The organism is Tessaracoccus caeni, from assembly GCF_029211185.1.
Lineage (GTDB): Bacteria > Actinomycetota > Actinomycetes > Propionibacteriales > Propionibacteriaceae > Arachnia > Arachnia caeni.
In genome coordinates this window covers 41,852-57,233 of record NZ_JARGDO010000018.1, presented here as the reverse complement: position 1 = coordinate 57,233, position 15,382 = coordinate 41,852, and the positions used below count along the sequence as shown (strand labels likewise).

Sequence of the window (15,382 nt, the reverse complement as noted above, 5' to 3'; positions counted from 1 at the left end):
GTCAGGACTCCTCGTTGTTCTGGGGTGGGGACGGGACGGTGGTGTCGGCGGGAATGCTGGGATGGACGGCGACCACCAGGCGATGAGGGCGCCCGCCGTCTGTGTGGTACTTGGCGACGAGATCGGTCAGCTCTCGCGAGAGCTCGTCGGCGAAGGCGGCGCGATCCGCGGCGGAGGCGAAGCGCACCTCGCCGTCCACGGCAAAGGTGGCCACCGACTTGCCGGCCTCTTGCGAGCCGCGCAGGAGGGCGCCGACGTCGCGCACCAAACGCGCGGCCAAGGCCAGCAGCCAACGGGCGGAGAGGCGGTCGGGGGCGCGGCCGGGATCGGGCTGGAGTGGTTCCAGCGCGGTGGGGGAGATCACGTAGGACGACGCGGTGGCCTGCAGGACGCGTTCGGTGAAGTTGCCCTTGCGACGCTCCTCGACCAGTTCGATGAGCCCGTGCTTCTCCAGTGCGCGCAGGTGATAGTTCACCTTCTGGCGGGGGAGATCGAGCTGCGCGGCCAGCGTCGAGGCAGACCCCGGCTCTGCCAGCGCCGCGAGCAACCGCGAGCGCATGGGGTCTAGTGAGACCTCCGCGGCCTCGGCGTCTTCGATCGCGACGACATCCAGCATGTGCCCTAGTCTTCGCTAGACAAAATTATTTGTCAAGAGCGATGTGAGGGTGCTGTTCTCGTCCGATCTGCCCGGATCCGTCCGTCATGACCACCGAGCTATCGGGGCCGCGCCTGGTGTTAGCGAAGGGCGCGGGCAGCTCCGTCGCGGAGCGCGCGATCCAGCGCATCGAGGCTGGTGGTCTTGAGTGTCCAGCGCTGCCAGTAGAGCATCACGTCGTGTGGGGAGAGGCAGGATCCCGGAACGAGGGATAGGTCGACGCCGTCCCAGGAGCGTTCCTCCAGTTCTGGCAGCATGCCCCAGCCGTAGCCATGGCGGACCGCGTCGGAGAACTGGCTGCTCGCCGGCACGGTGTGCCACGGCGTCTCGCCCCAGGGGATGCCGGCTTCGACGAGCCGGTCGGTCTGCAGGCTGTCGCGGCCGTCGAAGACGAGTACTGGTGCGCGTCGTAGGGCGTCAGGCGTGACGCCGTTGGCAAACCATTGCTCAGCGAAGGAGGGGGAGGCGACGGGGCGGTAGCGCATGGCGCCGAGAGGCTCGACGGTGCACCCCTGGACGGCGGTGCGCTGGCTGGTGACGGCGGCCATCGCGGTGCCGTCGCGGAGCAGGTCGGCGGTGTGATCCTCGTCCTCACGCAGGAAAGTGAGTCGCATCGTCGATGCGAGACCGGCCAAGGCCGGCAGCACCCAGGTGGCCAGGGAGTCGGCGTTGACGGCGAGCCGCACCTCCGGCAGTGCGTGGGGCGCAGCGTCGAGAGTCGTGGTGGTATCGGCCGTGAGGGCGTCCATCTGTCGAGCGAGCAGCAGCACGCTTCGCCCGGCCTCCGTGGGTCGTACGGGACGGGTGCGTTGCAGGAGCACCGCGCCGACGGAGTGCTCCAGCGCCTTCAGTCGCTGGCTCACCGCCGAGGGTGTCAGATGCAGATGGCGCGCGGCCGCCTCCAGTGTGCCGTGATCGGCGATGGCGGCCAGCGCCCGTAGCTGAGGAAGATCCCACTCCATGGGGCGATCATAAGCGTTGCTAATGAACCGTTAGAAACATTCGCTGGTCTCTTGATCCATGGCTGCCTAGTGTCGTCCCCGTGCTTACCACTGCCCTCGCCGGATTCGGCTTTCTGCTCAGCCTCATCGTCGCTATCGGCGCCCAGAACGCCTTTGTGCTCCGTCAGGGGCTGCGTCGCGAGCACGTCGGCATCGTGGTGGCGATCTGCGCCATCAGCGACGCGATCCTGATCGCGGTCGGCACGGCGGGTGTGGGGGCCGTCGTGGCAGCCAACCAGACCTTGCTCGTCGTCGTGACCGTGCTCGGTGCCGGGGTGTTGCTGGCGTACGCGGTGGCTGCGCTGCGTCGGGCTGCCCGGCCGCAGGCGCTGGTGGTCGATGGTGTCGATGAGCCTGGAGGTCTGGCGGCGGTGACGCTCACCGCCGTCGCCCTGACTTGGCTGAATCCGCACGTCTATCTCGACACCGTGGTGCTGCTCGGCTCCGTCGCGTCCACCTACTCGTCGCCTTGGACCTTCGCGGCTGGGGCGATGACGGGCAGCGTGTTGTGGTTCGCCGGCCTAGGCTTCGGTGCTGGCCTGTTGCGCCCGCTGTTCGCCAAGCCGGTCGCGTGGCGAATCTTCGATCTGGCTGTTGCGGTGATCATGATCGCGGTGGCAGTGGGGCTGCTTCTAGGGCTTGCCGGATGAGAGGTCCGGCCGGTTCAGCCCTGCCGAAAGCGCATGCCCCGAGCGTCGAGCTCTTCTCTGAGAATCCGGATCGCCTTCGGTCCTACGCCGTGGATGGCGAGCAGCTCCTTCTCGGTGTACTCGGGCAGCTGCGCGAAGCGAGTGATGCCGTGCACGGCAAGCTCGCGTGGCGCGACCTTCCCCATGCTGCGCGGGAACTCCGTGTCTTCGGTCGACGACATGCCCATCCTTCCGTTCGGGTGATTCAGCGTAGCGCTCAGCAAGGCCGTTGACTGCACCGTTCGTAAGACATACGCTTGAATTTGTAGTGCAAGGAGTGTGCAAATGGCGTCGATTACCATACGTGTTGATGATGAGACCAAGGCTCAGGCAACCAAGATCGTCGAGGACTTTGGGTTCGATCTGTCCTCTGTCACGCGCGCCTTCTACCGGCAGATGGTTCGGGAGAACCGCATCCCGCTGAACCTCAGCTATCAGGAACCCAATGAGGCGTCAGTCGAGTCGCTGCGTGAGGCGCGGGAGATTCTCGCTTCGGGAAAGGCACGGTTCAGCGACTCCGATCAGGTGTTCGACGCCCTAGAGATCTAGGCCGCCAGTGCTGGTGCTCGAGTACACGTCTCGGTTCGAAAAGGACGTGAAGAGACTCAAGAAGAAGCGTGCGAATCTCGCTGAGTTGCGTCAGGTGATCAGGCTGATCGAAGCCGACGATCGAGCCTCGCGGGACGAGCTTCGTCGACGCCATCGCATGCATCAGCTCAAGGGCTCCTGGGACGGAGCACAGGAGTGCCACGTCGCCAACATGGGCGACTGGCTTCTTGTGTGGCAGGTCATGGATGGAACCGCGGTACTGCTGCGTACCGGCACCCACCAGGAGATCTTCCGATAGCCCTGACGACGGCGATCGAGGAGCGGCCCCTATGAGCGGTGCCGTCGATCGCTGATCGGAAGGCCCGGACAATATCTAGGCGCCGTGCCGGGTGCCGGCGAGGGTGGTGCTGGAGATCACGCAGATGAGCGCGAGGACAGCCGCCGTGGAAAGGCTGAGCTGCATGCCTTCGAGGAAACGTGTCTCGGGGGTGACGAGCACGCCGAAGACGGCGACCGCCAGTGCGCCACCCACCTGACGGAACGTGTTGGACACGGCACTGGCGACGCCGGCCTGACCGTCGGGGGAGTGCTCCAGGACGATGCCGGCCAGCGGCGGCATGGCGACGGAGCCGCCTCCGCCGATCAGGATCAGCATGATGCCGACGAGCGTGGCCGAGCCCACCTGCGTCGATAGCGCCAGGCCGACCAGCCCGATGACGAGCGACGACATTCCGAGGATGACGGGAAAACGGGGGCCGAACCGGTTGGCGAGGGGGCCGCTGGCGATGTTGCCGAAGAGGGACAGCAGCGCGCTGGGCAGGAAGACGAGCCCTGCCAGGCTGGAGGGAATCTCCAGGTGCTGTTGCAGGTAAAGGCTGGAGAGGAACACGCTGCCGAACCAGGCGTAGATGAAGGTGAACCCGCCGAAGAAGGCCACCCGCATGGGTCTGCGTCGGAACAGCTGGAGAGGCATCATCGGGTGCGCGACGCGGGCCTGCACGAAGATGAACAGTACAAGGGCGGTCACGCCGACGACCAGCAGAACCACGATCAGCGGGTTCCCGTAGCCGATGGCGCCGCCTTCGATCAGCGCGAAGATGATCGTGCCGAGGGCGATCAGGGCGAGGATCTGGCCGGCCCAGTCGAAAGCGGCATTGTTCTGAGGCGAGCGCTGGACACGGACAGCCAGCAGCATCATGGCTATGCACACCGGAACGTTGATGGCGAAGATGAGAGACCAGTCCCAGGCAGACAACGTGCCGCCGAGCACGGGGCCGGCCGCGGAGGCGACGGCTCCGCCCGCCGCCCAGACCCCGAGGGCCTTCGCCCGGCGTCGTGCGTCGGGGAAGGCCTCTCTGATCAAGGTCATGGAGGCGGGCAGCATGAGCGCCGCCGCGACTCCTTGGGCGCACCGGGCGACGATGAGCGCGAGCACCGACGGTGCGAGCGCGCAGAGCAGCGACGTCACTCCGAAGAGGGCGATGCCGGAGACGTAGGCTCGCTTGGCGCCGACCCGATCCGACAGGTTCCCGAAGCACAGGAGGAAGGCGGCGAAGAACAGCGTGTAGCCGTCGAGTATCCATTGCTGCGTGCTGACGCCGCCGCCGAGATCCGCGCGAATGCTCGGCAGAGCGAGGTTCACGATGCTCACGTCGAGCGTGATGAGGAAGAAGCCCAACGACGCGAGCACGAGCGTCGCCGTCGAGCCGGGACGAGCCTCCGGAGACGAGGTGCCCGTCATGCGGCGACTGCCTGAAGCCGGACCGCCGACGCGCTCGAGTTGAGTTCTGCTCGTCGTGCGGGGAGAACCTCGCGCATCTCGCTCCTGTCGTTCATGCAAGCAAGGGTAGGGCGGCCTCGACGGCTGTGGGATGCCCTGCGAGTACACCTTTCCTCAGAGAGCCCTGCCTACTTCAGGTCGAGCACCAGTTTTGCGACGTGGAGCGCCAGATAGGCGACCTCGTCGTCGCTGAGCTGGGTGCGCAGGTTCATCTCCAGGACGTAGCGGAGCTTGGCGGCGCAGGTGAAGGCCTCGGGATGCGCGTTGCGGATCGCGTCGGCGAGGGTCGGCTGTGACTCCGTGATCTGCTTACCGGAGGCGACGCGCGCGTAGAGGTAGCGCAGGTGGGTGACGAAGCGCGCGGCGTTCATGGAGCGATGGTCGATGGTGATGGCGAAGGACGACTCGATCACCTCGAAGGCGCGCCCGATCGACTGGGTCATCTCGATGGCGGGCGTCATACCCGGCGAGGTGAACTGGGCGTTGACGAAGTGCATCGCGAACGCGACCGCCTCGTCGGACTGCAGCTCGACGTCGAAGGCCGCGTCGGCGAGGTCGACGGCCGCCTCGCCGATCTCGAGCTCGACGGGGTAGAGCTGGCTGACCTCCCAGGCGAGGGGGAACCGGATCTCGGTTCCCCCTCGCGAACGCTGGACCGCGAAGTGCAGATGGTCGGCGATGGGCAGGATGAGCGCCTGCGTCACGCGAAGCCCCAGCCGCTGGTGCGCGAGATCCGCGATGCGGCCGGCCACTCGCACATACTCCAGGGGGACGTCGGCGAGGAAACGGGTGAGCCGCTCGTCGGCGTCGCCGGCGATGAAGACCTGCTCCACCTGGTCGGCGGGCAGGGTGTCACCGGGACGCCGGCCGTGACCCAGCCCGCGTCCCAGCGCCACAATCTGCTCTCCGTCGTCGCCGAGAACGAGCAGGGCGTTGTTGCCGATTACGCGCTGGACGCGCATTCCGGCCCCCTCCCGTCGGACTGACTAGCCATCCAGGTTCTCTCCGTTGCTGGCGATGACGCCCTGGTACCAGGCGAAGCTGTCCTTCTTGACGCGCGCGAGGTCGAGCAGGTCGAACTCCTCGCGGTTGACGTAGATGAATCCGTACCGCTTCGAGACGCCGGAGTGGGTCGAGACCAGGTCGATGGCCGTCCAGGGGCAGTAGCCGATCAGGTCGACGCCGTCCGCGATCGCCAGCTGCAGCTGCTCGATGTGGCGCCGGTAGTAGTCGATGCGGTAGTCGTCGTGCACCTTGCCGTCCTCGAGCTTGTCGTAGGCGCCGACGCCGTTCTCGGTGATGATGAGGGGGAGACGGTACCGGTCCCAGAGCCGCCGGAGTGTGGTGCGCAGCCCGACGGGGTCGATCTCCCAGCCCCAGGCGTTGGTCGGCAGGTGGGGATTCTTCTCCGCCCGGTAGAGCCCGATCTCACCGCGGACGATCTGCTGATCGCCCTTGCGGGATGCCAGGTCGGAGGCATCCCCGCGCGAGGCTCCGACGGTCTGGGTGGCGTAGTAGTTGATCGCGATGAAGTCGGGCTTGCCGGCTTCCAGGATCTCCAGGTCGCCGTCGGCGATCTCCGGCTCCAGCCCGCGTTCGACGAGGTACGCCCAGGCGAGCGGATGGTAGCTGCCGCGGGCGGCCAGGTCGAGGTAGAGCAGGTTGCGCACCGCGTCCCAGTCGTCTGCGGCGAGCACATCCTCGGGGGCGGAGCTCGCAGGGTAGATCGCGACGATGTTGGGTGCTGGTCCGATCTTGGCGTCGGGCACCAGGTCGTGGCAGATCGCCATGGCGCGCGCTTGGGCGACGAACATGTGGTGATTCTGCTGGTAGATGCCCTTCTTGTCGGTCTTTCCGGACTCGCCGGTGGTGCCCACCGCGTCGCCGTGCAGCACCATCATGTTCTGCTCGTTGATGGTGAGCCAGTACTTCACCTTGCTGCCGTACTCGGCGAAGAGGATCCGGCAGTACTCGACGAAGGCGTCGATGGTGTCGCGGTTGGCCCAGCCGCCCTGCTGATCCAGCGCGAGAGGCAGGTCGAAGTGGTAGACGGTGACGATCGGCTCGATGTCGTGCGCGAGGAGCGCGTCGATGAGGCGGTGGTAGAAGTCGACGCCGGCCTGATTGACCGATCCGGTGCCGGTGGGCTGGATCCGCGTCCAGGAGATCGAGAACCGGTAGGCCTTCAGCCCGAGCTCCGCGAAGAGGGCGACGTCTTCCTCAAAACGGTGGTAGTGATCAGAGGCCACCTTGTAGTCGCTGGTGCCGTCGGGGAAGTGGGTGCGGGCGTCGACGATGGACGGGCCCTTGCCGTCGGCGTCCCAGCCGCCTTCGACCTGATAGGCCGAGGTGGAGGCTCCCCAGAAGAAGTCCTTTGGGAACGGGGTGGGGTGTGAATACTGCATGTCTTCCTCTCAGGCCTGGACGGTCAGGACGCGCTCGCCGGCGAGTACGTCGCCAGTGGCGGTGGGCGTCACATTCGGGAACTTCTTGTGGTTGGTGACCAGGAGCACCACGGTGGCGGGGTGCCCAGCTGCGGCGATGGCGCCGAGATCGGCGGTCACCAGGGTCTGGCCGGCTTCGACGCGGGTGCCCTTGGTGAGTGCGCCGGTGAACCCTGCGCCGTTCATCTGCACGGTGTCGACGCCGACGTGGACGAGGATCTCGACCCCATCGTCGGAGCGGATGCCGAATGCGTGACCGGTCTTCACCGCGACGATGATCTCTCCGGTCACCGGCGAGACGATGCGTCCGTCGCTCGGATCGATGCCGAGGCCGGGCCCCATCGCGCCGGAGGAGAACACCGGATCGGGGATCTCTGCGAGCGGAACGACGGTGCCGGTGCAGGGGGCGGTCAGCTCCGTCTTGACGACGGTCAGCACGGAGGCAGACGCGGTCGCGGACTGAACAGCGGCGGCGGGGCGGGCGGCGGCGCTGCTGCTGGCCTTGGCTTCGGCCTCCGCAGCGAAACGCTTCTCGTAGCGGGGAGCCAGGATCAAGGTGAGAATCACCGTGACCAGGATCGAGATGCCCAGAGCGATCGAGATGTGGATCAGGTTGTAGAGCGTGTCGTCGCCGATGTACATCGGCAGCGCGGGCAGGCCGGAGTGACCGGTGGCGAAGCGCCTGACCTGCATGATGCCGGCATAGAGGCCGCCGGCCGCGCCGCCGCAGATGGCGGCGATCAGCGGGTACCGCTTGGGCAGGTTGACGCCGTACAGCACCGGCTCGGTGATGCCCATGAGTCCGGTGATGCCGCCGGCGCTGGCGATCTGCTTGACCTTCGGATCCTTGGTGATGAACGCGACGGTCAGGCCGGCGGCGCCCTGGGCGATGTTCGACACGAGGATGCCGGGCCCGACGATGTTGTCGTAGCCCATCTCGCCCAGCTGAGCGAAGCCGAGCGGGCCGACCGCCGTGTGCACACCGAACATGACCATCAGAGGCCACAGCGTGCCGATGAACAGCGGCGGGATCCAGGCCGCCGTGCTGGAGAGGAACGTGAAGAAGACCGCGAGATAGCCGCCCAACCACGCGCCGAGCGGGCCGATGGCGGTCATCGCCAGCGTGCCCATGACCAGGAAGACGATCAACGGCACGAACACCATGTTCAGCGACTTCGGCATCACCTTGTTGAGCCAGCGCTCGAACGGCGCGGCCACCAGCATGACCAGCAGGATCGGGATCACGGAGTTGCTGTAGCCGGTCAGCGTCACCGGGATGATGTCGAACAGCGTCACCGGCTCTCCGGCGGCCACCAGCGCCACCCAGGTGGGATGCACCATGAGCGCCCCGAGGCCTGCCGCGATGTAGACGTTGCTCTTCAGCTTGGTCGCCGCGGAGACCGCGAGCAGGATCGGCAGGAAGTAGAAGACCGCGTCCGCGAAGAAGTTCAGCATGACGTAGGTCTGCGAGTCCGTGGCGACCAGGCCGAAGACGGTGAGCAGCGACAGCACCGCGCGCACCATGCCGGCTCCGGCGATCGCCGGGATGACCGGTACGAAGGTACCCGCGATGAAGTCGATGGCCGTGCTCAGCGGCCCCTTCTTCTCGGCCGGTGCGGCGGGGGCCGAATCCGAGTCGTGTCCGGCGGCCTTCAGCACGTCGTCGACCTCGTCGAAGACGTCCTTGACATGCATCCCGATGACCACCTGGTACATGCCGCCGCTGTTCATCACCTGGAGCACGCCGTCGGTGGCTTCCAGTCCGGCGAGGTCGGCCTTCTTGTCATCGAGGAGGCCGAATCGAAGGCGGGTCTGGCAGTGGAACGCCGTCCTGATGTTCTCAGGCCCTCCCACCAGCTCGACGATGCGCCCCGCGAGGGGAGCGTATTCCTTGCTCATAGCGTCATTGCTCACTTTCGTTGAGCCCCGGAAACGCAAAAAAGACCCGAGCATCGGGCCCACGCCTTAAGCGTGTTCCGGAGCTCAGGTCATGCCCCGTCGTAGCGAGGATCATCCTGGGTCTCAACAGCAGGTGCTGTTAGCGCCACAGCTTAGGTGGGGTGGTGGGGTGCGTCAACCCATCGACGAGACTCATGCGGAGCCCGTTGTCGTAGCGATCGGAGTGGCGCTGAGGCTGCCGAGCAGCGTCAGGCGTTCCGCGCTGGCGGTGCCGGGTTCGGCGGTGTAGATGAGGAAGGACAGGCCGGGCTCGGCCGTGAGTTCCAGCCCTTCGTACGTGAGGATGAGGTCGCCCACCAGATGATGGTGGAAGGTCTTGGTGCCGGAGCCGTGCCGCCGCACGTTGTGCGCGCCCCAGCGGGTGCGGAAGTCCTCGGAACGGGTGGAAAGCTCCCCGATGAGTTCGTGGAGCTGCTTGTCACCGGGGTCGCGGCCGGCCTCGGTGCGCAGGATCGCGACGCTCACGTCCGCCGCGCCCTCCCAGTCGGGGTAGAAGTCGCGGGAGCGCTCATCGAGGAAGTTGAACCGGGCCAGATTGCCTTGCCCAGGGCCGCCGAACACGTGGTCGTAGAACACCCGGCCGAGCGCGTTGGTGGCGAGGATGTCCATGCGGCCGTTGCGCACGAAGGCAGGCCCTTCGGTGATCGCGTCCAGGGCGCGGATCAGGCTCTCTCGCGCCACCCACTGCTTGGGTTTGCGTCGCCGCACCGGCTCGGCCCCGCCCTGGGCCACGCGTGCCAGATCGAACAGGTGTTCGCGCTCGGCGTCGTCCAGCTGCAAGGCCCGAGCGACGGCCTCCAGCACGCCATCGGAGACGCCGGCCAGGCTGCCGCGTTCGATCTTCGAGTAGTACTCGATGCTCACGTCGGCGAGCATCGCCACCTCGCTGCGCCTCAGCCCAGGCACCCGCCTGCTTCCGGATGCCGGGATCCCGGCGTCCTCAGGGGTGAGCCTCGCGCGTCGCGACATGAGGAACTCGCGCACCTCGCTCCTGTTGTTCATACGCGCAACGCTACGACGCCCCGCCGCCAAGTGGGATGCCCTGCCGGTACACCCTTCGAGCAGGCGCGCCGCGCTTGGCGCGTGGAGGGTCCGCCCGTTTGCTGGCTATCGCGGTTGATTCCGTCAGTTCTCGGGCTGAGGTGGCAACAACGCGGTTGTGAACGTTGCTATGCCGACGCACGCAGCCGCGTTGTTGCGGGGGTGGCGAGGAACTGAACGGAATCAGCCTCGACGAGCTTTTCGCGGGGTGCCTTCGGGTGGGCCGTCGTCGTTCGCAGCGAAGCTCACTCCCGCCCTGATGTCGTCGATCGCCATCTCGATCGCACCGCGCAGTACAACGTCACCGCCGAGTGCTGAGGTGATGACGGTTGGTGGGGAGGGAGCGCGGAGATCCGTCAGGCGCCAGTTGATCATTTCGACGAGACGGCCAGCATGCTCGGCGAAGCGGCCTGCCACGACTACGACACCAGGATCGATGAGGAAAGCGATGACGGCGATCGCCTTGGCGAGCCGATCCGCTGTGCGACGGACGGCGGCGGACGCCACGGGGTCGCCCTGCTGGGCAGCGAGAAGGATGTCCACGGCTGTAACTCCCTCCCTCGCTGGTTTACCGCTCTGCTGAAGCTCATCGCGGTAGTACCCCCATACCGACCCGATGCCTTCGACGTTCTCCACGTCACGGATGTTTGTGGCGAAGCCCATCTCGCCGGCCACGCCATGTGCGCCACGCTGTAGTCGCCCCTCGAACACTATTCCGCACCCGAGCAGCTCATCCGCCAGGAGTGTGACGAATGTGGATTCGGGGTCGACCCGACCGCTGCCGCGTTCAGCCCAGGCGGCGAGGTTTGCGTCGTTCTCGACGAGGATCTGCCAGTCGGCCTGTTCGGGGAGGAAGCTGCTCGCCTCCACCTTCACGGCGTCCCACAGAGGATTCCGGCGAGGTGCTTTCCCTGTCTCGTCGAGAGGTGAGCCTAGTCCGACGCAAACGGTCTCGATCCGTCCTGTTGAGACACCTGCGTCCGAGAGCGCCGCGGAGATGGTCGTGCCGAGGTGGTCGCTGCGGGACTCCCACGGGTATCCAGCCGCGAACTCGCGTTTGGCACTCCCGAGAATCCGGCCGGCCAGGTCGGCGACAACCGCGGAAACCGACGTGTAGTTAACGTCCGCGCCAACGACCAATGAGCGCGCTGGGTTGAACTGGAACTGTCGGGCGCGACGCCCGGGCGTATCGGCTCGGGCGCCCGCCCCTTCAGTAATCCACCCAAGGTTGTCGAGAGCGCGGCAGATGTCCAGGACGCTCGCGCGCGTCAGGCCGGAGGCGTCCATCAGCTCTTTCGCAGTCAAGGAACTGTCAGCGTTGCTCCAGAAGACGTCGAGCAGCGCATGCAGGTTCCGCTCGCGCATCGACTGCGGCGACGTTGCTGCGCCTGGGTCGCGTCGCGCGGAGGGGAGTTGGCTCCTGCGAATGCTTGACATGCCGAATAGTCTGCCGTACCTTTCCTTTACGCTCTATATATTTAGAGTGTAAACATAGTGTTCATCAAGGAGGATGCATGAAGACACGACGTTCCTGGTGGCGGGCCGGTGCGGCCGTCGCCGTCGCTGGCACGCTGATGCTGACAGCCTGTGGCAGCGACAACGGCGACGAGACTGACGCCGACGGCAAGCCGACCGTGACCGTTCAGGTGATCAAGGATGCTCGGGCGAAGCCGATGGCAGAGATGCCGTGGACGAAAGACCTCGAAGAGGCCTGTGGTTGCACGATCACGTGGCAGGAGACAGCCAGCTCGTCCTGGCAGCAGCAGAAGCAGGCTTCGCTGGCCGCAGGTGAGATTGCTGACGTCACGATCGGCGGCTACGGCAGTGGCGACTGGGGCGACTACAACAGCTTCTTCGTCGACTTGTCGGCTGAGCTGGAGAGCATGCCGAACCTGAAGGCGACGTTCGAGGGCAGTCCCTTCTCTAGGGTGGTGTCGACCTGGGAGGGCAAGGTCTTCGGAGCGCCTGGCGTGAACACCGGCATCATGGCGAACTCGAGCGCTCACCTGTTCATCAACAAGCAATGGCTCGATGCGTTGGATCTCAAGGAACCCACGAGCTGGAGCGAGTTCGAGGCGGTGCTGGAGGCGTTCAAGTCGGGGGATCCGAACGGCAATGGTCAGGCTGACGAGGTTCCCTTCGACTTCCTGGCGCCGTCGGCTGACGGCTGGGGCTGGTTCAATCCCAATGTCCTACTAGGCAGCCATGGCATCACGGTCCCCGGCGGCGGTGGCAACGGCATGTTTGCTGACGACGGCGTGATCAAGAACTACCTGACCGACCCCGCCTACAAGGACTTCATCGTCTACATGAACGAGTTGTGGGACGCCGGGGTGATCGCGAACGATGTCTTCACCCACGACTTCTCGCAGTACATCTCCCGGCTCAAGGGTGAGGGTGACACAGCCCTCGTCGGTGCGACGATCTGGTGGACTCCGTCCGACGCGTTCGGCTCCCAGATCGCGGACCAGTATGTCACTCTGCCGACGCTTGTCGCCGACAATGCCCCTGACGCCGCACGGACATGGTTCTTCAATGGCGACGGCTTGAACTTCAGCACGAACAGGATCTCGGTGTCCGCTGCCGTGAAGAACAAGGAAGCGGCGCTGAAGATCGTTGACGCCTTCTACACCCCGGATATCGGTATCCAGGCGCGTTACGGTTCGTTCGACGTCGGTGTGAAGAAGAACGGCGAGAAGGACTACACCGTCATTTCCTCCGACGACCCGAACATCAACGCCTCCGACTGGCAGTTCCAGAACTCGCTGTCCGATGGCGCGCCGGGCTGGTTCGTGCAGCCAGGGGTGAAGCTGAGCCTGCCGAAGGAGCAGTTCGAGGTGCGTGGCGTGGACGCCACATATGCAGATGACTTCGCCAACATCGATCTGAACGCTGATGTCATCTACGGCGGAGTGTCGATGACGGCTGATGAGACCCGGGAGTTCTCGCTCAATAACACCGGTATCTCGCAGACAGCGATGGCCAAGTTTGCCGAGTGGGTGACCAAGGGCGGGGTCGATGCAGATTGGGATACCTACGTGGCGGACCTCGAGAGGAACAATCTTTCCAGGCAAGTTGAGATCACTCAGAGCGCGTACGACCGCTTTACTCAGCTGATGAAGGACAACAATGTTGACCTCAACACTGAGTTGAATGATCCGAACCTCCAGTTCGTCGAGAACGCCGACGGCACCGCGACGGTCTCGCGGTAGCTGACCCGGGGCCGTGTCTCCGAAAGAGGCGCGGCCCCCTCTCAGCGATCGAAGCAGATCGCACAACGTCACAGTCGCGCAACAAGAGAGGGGAGCGACATGAGTATCTCGCAAACGGAGGAAGTGGTCCTCGCGCGTGCCGTCAAAGACCTGCGAAAGCAGCCGAAGGGCAGCATCGGTCAGCGTCTCACAGGCCACATGAGTCGGTACTGGCAGTTGTGGCTCATGGCCCTGCCCGCCATCGTCTTCATCATCATTTTCTCGTACGTCCCGATGTACGGCATCCAGCTCGCTTTCCGTGAGTTCGATCCCACCAAGGGCCTCACTGGTGGCGAGTTCGTCGGTTTCAAGTATTTCGAACAGTTCTTCAACAATCCGCAGTTCGGGCAGATCATGGTCAACACGATCAAGGTCAGCCTGTGGACGCTGGTGATGGGGTTCATCGCTCCGATCATCCTGGCCCTGGTGTTGAATCAGATCGGTAACAAGAAGATCAAGAGCTTCACTCAGACCATCACCTACATGCCGCACTTCATCTCGGTGGTGGTCATGGTAGCTATCATCCAGATCTTCCTGGCCCCGGGCAGTGGCATCCTCGGCAGGTTCTTCGGTGATGTCAGTGTGATGGGCGATCCGAGCGCGTTCGTGCATATCTACTGGATCTCGGAGATCTGGCAGCACACGGGATGGAACTGCATCATCTACCTGGCGGCCCTGTCGTCTGTCGACCCCGCTCTGTATGAAGCAGCGAAGATCGATGGCGCGGGTCGGCTGAGACTGATTCGTCACGTCGATATCCCGGCCATCCTGCCCACCGCAGGCATCCTGCTCATCATGAACATGGGTGCGGTTCTCGGCGTTGGTTTCGAGAAGGTCTACCTGATGCAGAACACGCTGAACATCACGGCCTCCGAGGTCATCTCGACTTATACCTACCGGGTCGGCATCCTGGGCAACCAGTTCTCGTATTCGACCGCGATCGGGCTGTTCAACTCCATCATCAACTTCACCTTCCTGATCGCTGCCAACGCCGTGGCGAAACGGGCCAGCAACACGAGCATCTTCTGAGAGGGGCTGAACCATGAGCAACACGCAACAGACAGGCTCGCTCGCACCGAAGGTGGATCCGGCCTTCACACCGCGAAAGCGCGGCAAAGAGCAGAAGCAGCCGTTGGATCGGCTGGTGGATATCTGCCTCGCGATTCTCGTCGTCCTGATCATTGCCGCGGTCACTTACCCGATCTGGTTCATCATCGTCGCGTCGGTGTCGTCCCCGAGGGCGGTCGCGACCGGTCAGGTGACGCTGCTGCCCCAGGGGCTAGGCTTGGCCGGCTACGAGCTGATTCTTGGCGACGCGCGAATCTGGACCGGCTACAAGAACACGATCATCTACGCCGTGGTCGGTACCGCGATCAACCTGCTGGTCACACTTCCTGCCGCGTTTGCGATGTCACGCCGAGAGTTCCGCCCCCGCCGTATCATCATGTTCTTGTTCGCGTTCACGATGTTCTTCGGCGGCGGCCTCATTCCGTCGTTCCTGCTGGTAAAAGACCTCGGCCTGCTGAACACCATGTGGGTGTTCGTCCTTCCTGGCGCGTTCTCGGTGTTCAACATGATCATCGCCCGGTCGTTCTTCGAGTCCTCGATTCCCGAAGAAATGTACGATGCCGCGCAGATTGACGGTCTCACGTACTTCGGCTACTTCACAAAGATCGTGCTGCCCCTGTCGGGCGCCATCATCGCCGTGATCGGCCTGTACTACTTCGTCGGCCACTGGAACAACTTCTTCACCGGTCTGATCTATATCCGCGAACAGAACCTGTTGCCGCTACAAAACGTGCTGCAACAGATCCTGATGGCGAACCAGTCCGCCGGCCAGGTTGGGGGCTCGGCAGGTACGGGTGCTGGTGAGGCACAGGAGTTCGCTGATCAGATCAAGTTCGGCGTGATCATCGTCTCCAGCCTGCCGCTCATGATCCTGTACCCGCTGCTGCAGCGGTTCTTCGATAAGGGCGTCATGATCGGCGCCGTCAAGGGATGACCATGGCAGAG

At 64.7% G+C, this 15,382-nt stretch carries 15 protein-coding genes; 6 read left to right on the top strand and 9 right to left on the bottom strand.

Annotation, left to right across the window (positions count from 1 at the left end; translation table 11 throughout):
• Position 1 precedes the first annotated feature (1 nt).
• On the bottom strand, positions 2-616 hold the full coding sequence (locus P0D62_RS14960; protein WP_275703356.1) for an ArsR/SmtB family transcription factor: 615 nt from the start codon (positions 614-616) through the stop codon (positions 2-4).
• 119 nt (positions 617-735) lie between these two features.
• Positions 736-1,617, bottom strand: a complete 882-nt coding sequence (locus P0D62_RS14955; protein ID WP_275703355.1) for a LysR family transcriptional regulator ArgP — start codon at positions 1,615-1,617, stop codon at positions 736-738.
• Positions 1,618-1,697: 80 nt separating this feature from the next.
• Here P0D62_RS14955 and P0D62_RS14950 point away from each other — a divergent pair, with 80 nt between their 5' ends.
• The gene (locus P0D62_RS14950) at positions 1,698-2,306 is read left to right on the top strand and encodes a LysE/ArgO family amino acid transporter (RefSeq protein ID WP_275703354.1); all 609 of its coding nucleotides are present in this window, start codon (positions 1,698-1,700) and stop codon (positions 2,304-2,306) included.
• A gap of 14 nt (positions 2,307-2,320) precedes the next feature.
• Here P0D62_RS14950 and P0D62_RS14945 read toward each other — a convergent pair whose 3' ends face one another.
• Positions 2,321-2,527 carry a helix-hairpin-helix domain-containing protein gene (locus tag P0D62_RS14945; protein WP_275703353.1) on the bottom strand — a complete coding sequence of 69 codons (207 nt, stop codon included), beginning with the start codon at positions 2,525-2,527 and terminating at the stop codon, positions 2,321-2,323.
• Positions 2,528-2,630: 103 nt separating this feature from the next.
• Between P0D62_RS14945 and P0D62_RS14940 the strand changes: the two genes are divergently transcribed.
• The gene (locus tag P0D62_RS14940; RefSeq protein WP_275703352.1) at positions 2,631-2,894 is read left to right on the top strand and encodes a type II toxin-antitoxin system RelB/DinJ family antitoxin; all 264 of its coding nucleotides are present in this window, start codon (positions 2,631-2,633) and stop codon (positions 2,892-2,894) included.
• A gap of 7 nt (positions 2,895-2,901) precedes the next feature.
• Positions 2,902-3,192, top strand: a complete 291-nt coding sequence (locus P0D62_RS14935) for a type II toxin-antitoxin system RelE/ParE family toxin (RefSeq protein ID WP_319947014.1) — start codon at positions 2,902-2,904, stop codon at positions 3,190-3,192.
• Positions 3,193-3,267: 75 nt separating this feature from the next.
• Here P0D62_RS14935 and P0D62_RS14930 read toward each other — a convergent pair whose 3' ends face one another.
• The 6 genes from P0D62_RS14930 to P0D62_RS14905 all read right to left on the bottom strand — a co-directional run bounded on the left by P0D62_RS14930 (position 3,268) and on the right by P0D62_RS14905 (position 11,555).
• Positions 3,268-4,635, bottom strand: coding sequence for an MFS transporter (locus P0D62_RS14930; RefSeq protein WP_275703350.1), 1,368 nt, complete (start codon positions 4,633-4,635; stop codon positions 3,268-3,270).
• 167 nt (positions 4,636-4,802) lie between these two features.
• Positions 4,803-5,636, bottom strand: coding sequence for a PRD domain-containing protein (locus P0D62_RS14925; protein WP_275703349.1), 834 nt, complete (start codon positions 5,634-5,636; stop codon positions 4,803-4,805).
• A gap of 24 nt (positions 5,637-5,660) precedes the next feature.
• Complete coding sequence (locus P0D62_RS14920; protein WP_275703348.1) at positions 5,661-7,079, bottom strand: glycoside hydrolase family 1 protein; 1,419 nt, start codon at positions 7,077-7,079, stop codon at positions 5,661-5,663.
• 9 nt (positions 7,080-7,088) lie between these two features.
• Positions 7,089-9,017 carry a beta-glucoside-specific PTS transporter subunit IIABC gene (locus tag P0D62_RS14915; RefSeq protein WP_275703347.1) on the bottom strand — a complete coding sequence of 643 codons (1,929 nt, stop codon included), beginning with the start codon at positions 9,015-9,017 and terminating at the stop codon, positions 7,089-7,091.
• Positions 9,018-9,209: 192 nt separating this feature from the next.
• Entirely contained in the window at positions 9,210-10,079 is an 870-nt protein-coding gene (locus tag P0D62_RS14910) for a helix-turn-helix transcriptional regulator (protein WP_275703346.1), read from the bottom strand.
• 222 nt (positions 10,080-10,301) lie between these two features.
• A complete protein-coding gene (locus P0D62_RS14905; protein ID WP_275703345.1) occupies positions 10,302-11,555 on the bottom strand; it encodes an ROK family protein in 1,254 nt (417 codons plus the stop codon).
• A 77-nt stretch (positions 11,556-11,632) separates the two neighbouring features.
• On the opposite strand from P0D62_RS14905, the gene P0D62_RS14900 reads away from it, so the two are divergent.
• The 3 genes from P0D62_RS14900 to P0D62_RS14890 all read left to right on the top strand — a co-directional run bounded on the left by P0D62_RS14900 (position 11,633) and on the right by P0D62_RS14890 (position 15,371).
• On the top strand, positions 11,633-13,330 hold the full coding sequence (locus P0D62_RS14900; RefSeq protein ID WP_275703344.1) for an extracellular solute-binding protein: 1,698 nt from the start codon (positions 11,633-11,635) through the stop codon (positions 13,328-13,330).
• Between the two features lie 99 nt (positions 13,331-13,429).
• Complete coding sequence (locus P0D62_RS14895) at positions 13,430-14,398, top strand: ABC transporter permease (protein ID WP_275703343.1); 969 nt, start codon at positions 13,430-13,432, stop codon at positions 14,396-14,398.
• Between the two features lie 52 nt (positions 14,399-14,450).
• Positions 14,451-15,371 (top strand): carbohydrate ABC transporter permease, encoded by a 921-nt coding sequence (locus P0D62_RS14890; protein WP_275703342.1) that lies wholly within the window; start codon positions 14,451-14,453, stop codon positions 15,369-15,371.
• The last annotated feature ends 11 nt before the right edge of the window (positions 15,372-15,382 follow it).

Excerpts from the sequence above, each read along its gene's own strand:
- P0D62_RS14945 (WP_275703353.1), bottom strand. The coding sequence starts at position 2,527 with ATGTCGTCGACCGAAGACACGGAGTTCCCGCGCAGCATGGGGAAGGTC.
- P0D62_RS14960 (WP_275703356.1), bottom strand. The coding sequence starts at position 616 with ATGCTGGATGTCGTCGCGATCGAAGACGCCGAGGCCGCGGAGGTCTCA.
- P0D62_RS14930 (WP_275703350.1), bottom strand. The coding sequence starts at position 4,635 with ATGACGGGCACCTCGTCTCCGGAGGCTCGTCCCGGCTCGACGGCGACG.
- P0D62_RS14920 (WP_275703348.1), bottom strand. The coding sequence starts at position 7,079 with ATGCAGTATTCACACCCCACCCCGTTCCCAAAGGACTTCTTCTGGGGA.
- P0D62_RS14905 (WP_275703345.1), bottom strand. The coding sequence starts at position 11,555 with ATGTCAAGCATTCGCAGGAGCCAACTCCCCTCCGCGCGACGCGACCCA.
- P0D62_RS14900 (WP_275703344.1), top strand. The coding sequence starts at position 11,633 with ATGAAGACACGACGTTCCTGGTGGCGGGCCGGTGCGGCCGTCGCCGTC.
- P0D62_RS14940 (WP_275703352.1), top strand. The coding sequence starts at position 2,631 with ATGGCGTCGATTACCATACGTGTTGATGATGAGACCAAGGCTCAGGCA.
- P0D62_RS14915 (WP_275703347.1), bottom strand. The coding sequence starts at position 9,017 with ATGAGCAAGGAATACGCTCCCCTCGCGGGGCGCATCGTCGAGCTGGTG.
- P0D62_RS14910 (WP_275703346.1), bottom strand. The coding sequence starts at position 10,079 with ATGAACAACAGGAGCGAGGTGCGCGAGTTCCTCATGTCGCGACGCGCG.
- P0D62_RS14895 (WP_275703343.1), top strand. The coding sequence starts at position 13,430 with ATGAGTATCTCGCAAACGGAGGAAGTGGTCCTCGCGCGTGCCGTCAAA.
- P0D62_RS14925 (WP_275703349.1), bottom strand. The coding sequence starts at position 5,636 with ATGCGCGTCCAGCGCGTAATCGGCAACAACGCCCTGCTCGTTCTCGGC.
- P0D62_RS14955 (WP_275703355.1), bottom strand. The coding sequence starts at position 1,617 with ATGGAGTGGGATCTTCCTCAGCTACGGGCGCTGGCCGCCATCGCCGAT.